Origin of the sequence: Falsiroseomonas oryzae (assembly GCF_027856955.1) — a bacterium.
In the GTDB taxonomy this organism is placed as follows: domain Bacteria; phylum Pseudomonadota; class Alphaproteobacteria; order Acetobacterales; family Acetobacteraceae; genus Falsiroseomonas; species Falsiroseomonas oryzae.
The window spans coordinates 1-6,339 of sequence record NZ_JAPSMD010000318.1 but is presented as its reverse complement, the minus strand read 5'-3'; the positions used below and the strand labels follow the sequence as shown (position 1 = coordinate 6,339).

At 74.9% G+C, this 6,339-nt stretch carries 5 protein-coding genes; 3 read left to right on the top strand and 2 right to left on the bottom strand.

The window, feature by feature from the left end; translation table 11 throughout:
- Nucleotides 1-537 (top strand): histidine phosphatase family protein (locus OZN99_RS22945; RefSeq protein WP_270937582.1); only part of this gene is annotated, 537 nt, incomplete at its 5' end.
- Nucleotides 538-547: 10 nt separating this feature from the next.
- Here OZN99_RS22945 and OZN99_RS22940 read toward each other — a convergent pair.
- Together OZN99_RS22940 and OZN99_RS22935 are read right to left on the bottom strand one after the other, a co-directional pair.
- A complete protein-coding gene (locus OZN99_RS22940; protein WP_270937581.1) occupies nucleotides 548-2,833 on the bottom strand; it encodes a methyl-accepting chemotaxis protein in 2,286 nt (761 codons plus the stop codon).
- Between the two features lie 79 nt (nucleotides 2,834-2,912).
- Nucleotides 2,913-3,881, bottom strand: coding sequence for an ATP-grasp domain-containing protein (locus OZN99_RS22935; protein ID WP_270937580.1), 969 nt, complete (start codon nucleotides 3,879-3,881; stop codon nucleotides 2,913-2,915).
- A 198-nt stretch (nucleotides 3,882-4,079) separates the two neighbouring features.
- On the opposite strand from OZN99_RS22935, the gene dapF reads away from it, so the two are divergent.
- Nucleotides 4,080-4,907 (top strand): diaminopimelate epimerase, encoded by an 828-nt coding sequence (dapF, locus tag OZN99_RS22930; RefSeq protein ID WP_456299895.1) that lies wholly within the window; start codon nucleotides 4,080-4,082, stop codon nucleotides 4,905-4,907.
- Nucleotides 4,904-6,145, top strand: coding sequence for a tRNA (N(6)-L-threonylcarbamoyladenosine(37)-C(2))-methylthiotransferase MtaB (mtaB, locus tag OZN99_RS22925; protein WP_270937578.1), 1,242 nt, complete (start codon nucleotides 4,904-4,906; stop codon nucleotides 6,143-6,145). The genes dapF and mtaB overlap by 4 nt, the downstream gene beginning before the upstream one ends.
- The last annotated feature ends 194 nt before the right edge of the window (nucleotides 6,146-6,339 follow it).

Sequence of the window (6,339 nt, the reverse complement as noted above, 5' to 3'; positions counted from 1 at the left end):
GCCGCCCTGGTCGCCGCGCTGCGCGCCGGCACCATCGTGGTGGTGATGCGGCACGGCATCACGGACCGCAGCCAGGCGGATACCGGCGACCTGACGAACCGGGCCGGCCAGCGCAACCTGGACGCGGCCGGGCGCGCGCAGTCCGAGCGCACCGGGCGCGCCGTCGCGGCACTCGGCATCCCGCTCGGCCAGGTGCTGACCAGCCCCGTGTTCCGCGCGCGCGACACGGCGGAACTCGCCTTCGGCGCGCGCGCCGTGGTGGAGCCCAACCTGACCGCGGACGACTACACGCCGGACGCCGCGCTGCTGGCGCGCCGTATCGCATGGCTGCGCGCCCGCACCGGGCGGCCTTCCGCGGCGGGCGTCACCGACATCCTGGTCGGGCACATCGTGCCGCTCGGCATGGTGCTCGGCCGGGGGCTGGCCCAGGCCGAGTATCCGGAAGGCAGCCTGGCGGTCTTCGCCCCGGGCGAGCCCGCGGGCCGGCTGCTCGGCATCCTGGACGCCGCCACCCTGGCCGCCGCCGCGGGCGCCTGAGCCCGGCGCGTCAGGCGGCCTCGCGGTTGCGCGGCAGGTCGGCCATCGCGGCTTCCATGCGCGCGCCGGTCTCGTCGTCGAGCCGGACGACGGCGGCGACCATCGGCCAGTCCACCCGCGCGACGCGCGCCGGGACGGCGCCGGCGGCGGGAAGCGTCACCCGGATCTCCCGCCCGACCTCCAGCCCGGCGGGCTTCTCGCCGTCCAGCTCGAAGCCGAGCCCCCCGCGCGAGATGTCGCGCAGCCGCGCGGTCAGGTTGGTGGTGCCGCGCATCGCCACCTGCACGATGCGCCCATCCGCCGTCATCCGGTCGTAGCGGCGGCGGTCGCCGCGGACCTCGCGCAGGGCGGATATGAAGTGGTCCACCTCGCGGCGCAGGCCGTCGGTCTCGCTGCTCACATCCGTCGCGCCCGTCTGCACCTCCCGGCTGGCCTGCAGCGAGGCGCGCGCCGCCTCCCGGGCCTCGCCCATCGCATCCACGGCGCGGCGGGAGCTGTCCAGCACGCGGGTCACGTTCGCGGCGATCTCCCGCGTTGCCGCGCCCTGCTGTTCCACCGCGGCGGCGATGGCGGCGGAGGTCTCGCCCATGTCGCGCACCTGGCCGGCCATGCCGCGCACCACGCCGACCGCCTCCGTCGCGACGCCCTGGATGGACTGGATCTGGCTGGCGATCTCCTCGGTGGCCTTGGCGGTCTGCGCGGCCAGCGACTTCACCTCCCCGGCGACGACGGCGAAGCCCTTGCCGGCCTCACCGGCGCGCGCCGCCTCGATCGTCGCGTTCAGCGCCAGCAGGTTGGTCTGCGCGGCGATCTGGCCGATCAGTCGGGCGACCTCGCTGATGGTGCCGGCGGCATCGGCCAGCCGCTGCATGGTCGCATCCGCCTGCTCCGCCCGGTCGGCGACGCCGCGCGCGGCGGTGGCGGCGGTGCTGGCCTGGCGCGCGATCTCGCCGACGCTCGCGGTCAGCTCCTCCGTCGCGGCGGCGACCGAGCCGAGATCGGCGACCGAGGCCTCCGCATCGCGTGCCGTTTCCGCCGAGCGCGATTCCGTCTGCGCGGCGATCGCCGCCATCTGCGTCGCGGTCTGCGCCATGCGGCCCGATGCCTCGCCGAGGCTCTTCATCACGCCGGCCAGCGCCGCGCCGAATTCCTGGGTGTGCTGGTCGATCGCCCGGGCGCGGCGGTCGCGCTCCGCCTGCGCCGCGGCGGCCTCTGCCTCCATCCTCGCCTTGGCCGCGGCGCCGTCGCGGAACACCTCCAGCGCCTTGGCCATGGCGCCGATCTCGTCACGCCGGTCGAGGCCGGGTATCGGGGTGTCGAGTGCGCCGCCGGCGATCGCCCCCATCGCCTGCTCCATCCGGCCGAGCGGCCGGGCAACGCGGTTGGCCGCGAGCATCCCGGCCGCGCCGGCGCCGGCCAGCAGCACCAGCGCGGCGACGAGCTTCAGCACCAGGGCATGCGTCTCGGCGGCCTCCCAGGCGGTCATGTCGTAGGCGAGCACCAGCATGCCGACGCGCCGCCCCTCGATGTCGTGCAGCGGCCGCATGGCGCCCAGGGCCGGCACGCCGCCGGGCAGCGTCATCTCGAAGGGCCGGGTGGCGTCCGCCAGCCCGGCCGGCAGCGTCGCCGCATCCATGTTCGGGACGCTCGCGGCCACGAGGCGCGTGCCGCCGAACAGCATCACCGGGCCGCCGCCGGTTTCAGCCAGCTCGCGGGCGGTGGCCTCGTCGAGCCGGCTGCCGAGCTTGACGGTGCCCACCACGCGGCCCTCCCGCCGGACCGGCAGCGTCGCGCCGATGGCGAACTGCCCGCTGGCAGGGGAGAAGGTGATGCCCTTGGCGGCCTCGCCGCGCAGCGCGCGCGCCACGTCGGGCACGGCGGACTTGTCGTCGCCGGCCTGGCCCGGGTTGTGGCCGCGCAGCAGCACGCGGCCCCGCGCATCGGTGAATTCCAGCACGGCGACGGTGGGATCGACGGCGCGCAGCGCCTGGAACAGCGGCACGCCCAGGCCGCGCAGCGCCGCCGCATCGCCGCCTGCCAGCGCTGTGCGCACCTCCTCCTGCAGCGCCACGCCGGTGACCATCGCCTGTAGCCGGTCGGCGCTGCCGCCGATGTTGGCCGCGGCGCGGTCGGCGCCGGCCCCCAGCACCGCTTCCGCACGCTCGGCCTTCAGGTCCCGGCCGACCCAGATGGCGGCGGCAGAGACCAGCAGCACGGCGAGCACGGCCGGCACGACCGCCAGCAGGACCAGCCTCGGCCGAAGGCCCGACAGCGGAGAACGGACAGCAGCTTGCATCGGCGCACCCGAGGGTTGGAACGACCCGATGCGTCTAGGCCATGGGCGTAAACCTATCGTTGCGGTGCCAGCGGCGCCGTCAGGCCGCCTGGCGCAGCTGCCGCCGCCGCAGCTCCGCGAGATGCGCGGCGACCGCGCCCATGCCCGTGCGCGCGCCCTCCCGCCCGGCGCGGCGCTCCGCCTCCGCGTTGTAGTTCGTGTTGGTGTTCACGTCATAGGCGAAGGTCCGCCCCGCGCGGTCCACGATGAACTCGATCGCGCCGACGCCGATGCCGTTGGCGGTCAGGAAGGCCTCCATCCGGTGCAGCAGCGGGTGGGAGAAGCCCTCGAGGATGCGGAACTTTTCGCCGGGCGCGACAGCAGGGCAGGCGGCGCCCTCGCCGGTCGCGCAGGCATCCGCGGGGCAGAGCTCGAACCCCTCGCTGGTGTCCACGCGCACGGCGTAGAGGAAGCGCCCGCCGATGAACTCGGCGCGGGTGATGAACGGCTCGGGCGCCTCGACGTAGCGCTGCACAAGCCAGATGCCGTCGCGCGGATGGGCATGCGGGTCGGTGTCGGCGGCCAGCCTCTCCAGCGCCTGCGCCAGGCCCTCGGCGCTGCGCACCAGCTGCACGCCCAGCCCCTTGCCGGCGCGGTTGTGCTTCAGGATCAGCGGATAGCCGAGGCGCGCCGCGGCGTCCGGGATCTGGGCCGTGCCGACCACCGCGATGGTGTCCGGCGTCGGGATGCCGTGCGCCGCCAGCGCCTGGTACTGCGCCACCTTGGAGAGTTCCAGCTGCAGCGCGCGGCGGCCGTTCACCACGGTGCGGCCGTGCCGCTCCAGCCATTCGATGACGGCGCCGGCGTATTCCGGCGCGTGGGTGTGGCCGCGGGTGTGCGAGGAGGCGCTCATCCGGTTGTAGAAGACCCCCTCCGGCGGCGGGCGGGTGAGGTCGATCAGGCCGGTGTCGAGGAACCACTCGGCATAGGGCGTGCCCTGGGCCGCGAAGGCAGCGCGCAGCGGGACGACCCAGGCATCGTTCTCGTGGAGGACATGGACCTGCGACATGGCGGCGCTTCCTGGCGATCGGCTGGTTGGAGCAAAATCACCTAAGGCGCCCGCTGTCGTCCTGCAACTGAAGGGATAATTTGCTAACTTTATCGGCTGGATGAGGATGCGTTTCCACCATCCCCGGCGTGCCGGGCAGGCCGCTGCTCCGCCCCGGGCCGGGTTCCGGCGCCGGGCGCCGCGCCCTATATCCGCAGCATCATGGTCGCCTTCCGGAAGATGCACGGGCTCGGCAACGACTTCGTCGTACTGGACGCGCGCGCCCGCAGCCTGCGCGTGACGCCGGAGGCCGCGCGCGGCATCGGCGACCGGCATCGCGGCATCGGCTTCGACCAGCTCATCGTCATGGAGCCGCCGCCCGCCGGCAGCGATGTCTTCATGCGCATCCTCAACCCCGACGGGTCGGAGGCCGGCGCCTGCGGCAATGCCACGCGCTGCATCGCCTCGCTGGTGGCGGACGAGGCGGGCAGGGACCGGGTGGTGGTGCGCACCATCGCCGGCGATCTGCCGGTGGAACGCCTTTCCGGTGGTCTCTGGCGCGCCGACATGGGGCCGGCGCGGCTGGGCTGGCGCGACGTGCCGCTGGCGCGGGAGATGGACACGCTGCACCTGCCGCTGGCGCTCGGCCCGGTGGCCGACCCCGCCGCCTGCTCCATGGGCAACCCGCACGCCACCTTCTTCGTGGACGAGCTGGACGCCATCCCGGTGGCGGCGATCGGGCCGGAGCTGGAACGTCACCCGATCTTCCCCGACCGCGCCAATATCGGCTTCGCCCAGGTGCTCTCGCCCGAGCGCATACGCCTCGTCATGTGGGAACGCGGCGCGGGCATGACGCTGGCCTGCGGCTCCGGCGCCTGCGCCACCATCGTCAACGCCGCGCGCCGCGGCCTGACCGGCCGTCGCGCCACGGTGGAGCTGCCCGGCGGCGCGCTGGAGATGGAATGGCGCGAGGACGGCCATGTGCTGATGACCGGGCCGGTCGCGACCGCCTTCACCGGCGAACTGGACCTCGCGCGCTTCGGATGACGCCCGAGGTCATCTCCTTCGGCTGCCGACTCAATGCCAGCGAGTCGGAGGCGATGCGCGCGCTGGCGGCACAGGCCGGTCAGGACGACGCGATCATCGTCAACACCTGCGCCGTCACTGCCGAGGCCGAGGCCCAGGCGCGTCAGGCAATCCGCCGCGCGGCGCGCGACAATCCGGGCCGGCGCATCGTGGTGACGGGCTGCGCCGCGCAGATCGCGCCCCAGGCCTGGGCCGCGCTGCCCGGCGTGGCGCGCGTGATCGGCAATGCGGACAAGCTGGACCCCGCCATCTGGGCCGCGCTGGACACGCCGGTGCCGGTCAGCGACGTGATGGCGGCGCGCGCGGCCCCGGTGCATCCGGTGGCGCATGCCGCCAGCCGGGCGCGCGCCCTGGTGCAGGTGCAGCAGGGCTGCGACCATCGCTGCACCTTCTGCGTCATCCCCTTTGGCCGTGGCCCGTCGCGCAGCGTGCCGCCGGAGGCGGTGGTGGCGCAGGTGCGTGCGCTGGTCGCGCGGGGCCACCGCGAGGTGGTGCTGACCGGCGTGGACATCACGAGCTACGGCCCGGACCTGCCCGGCGGCCCCACACTCGGCGCGCTGGCGCGGCGCGTGCTGGCAGAGGTGCCGGACCTGCCGCGGCTGCGCCTCTCCTCGCTGGACCCGGCGGAGATGGACGCGGAGCTCTGGCGGCTGCTGGCGGAGGAGCCGCGGCTGATGCCGCACCTGCACCTTTCGCTGCAGCACGGATCGGACCTGATCCTGAAGCGCATGAAGCGGCGGCACCGGCGGGCGGACGCGGTGGCGCTGTGCGACCGCGCGCGCCGGCTGCGCCCGGACATCGCCTTCGGCGCCGACCTGATCGCCGGCTTCCCGACCGAGGGCGAGGCCGACGTCGCGGCGACGCTCGACCTGATCGAGGCCTGCGGCCTGACCTTCCTGCACGTCTTCCCCTATTCCGAACGCCCCGGCACGCCGGCGGCGCGCATGCCGCAACTGCCCGTCCCGCTCCGGCGCGAACGCGCGGCGCGCCTCCGGGAGGCCGGACGGGCGGCGATGCGCCGCTTCCTGCAGGGGCGGCTGGGCCGGCGGGAGGAGGTGCTGCTGGAAGCGCCGGATCGCGGCCATTCCGCGCATTTCGCCCCGGTGCGGCTGCGCGGCGTGGCGGGCGCGCGCGGCGAACTGCGCGTGCTGCGCGCCGTTGCCTGCGACGATGACGGGTTGATCGCGGAGGCTGCATGAGCATCGTCGAACCGCGGTCCCGTGCGCTGCGCCCGCAGCGCCGAACGAAGGCAGTCTGACCGATGGCACTGAAGGGGTTCTGGGACCGCCTGCGCGGCCGTGGCGCGCCCGGGGAAGCGGACGCGCCGGCCACGCCGGAGCCGCCGATCCCGCCGCCCGCGGTGCCCGTGCAGCCCGACGTCAACGCACCGCCG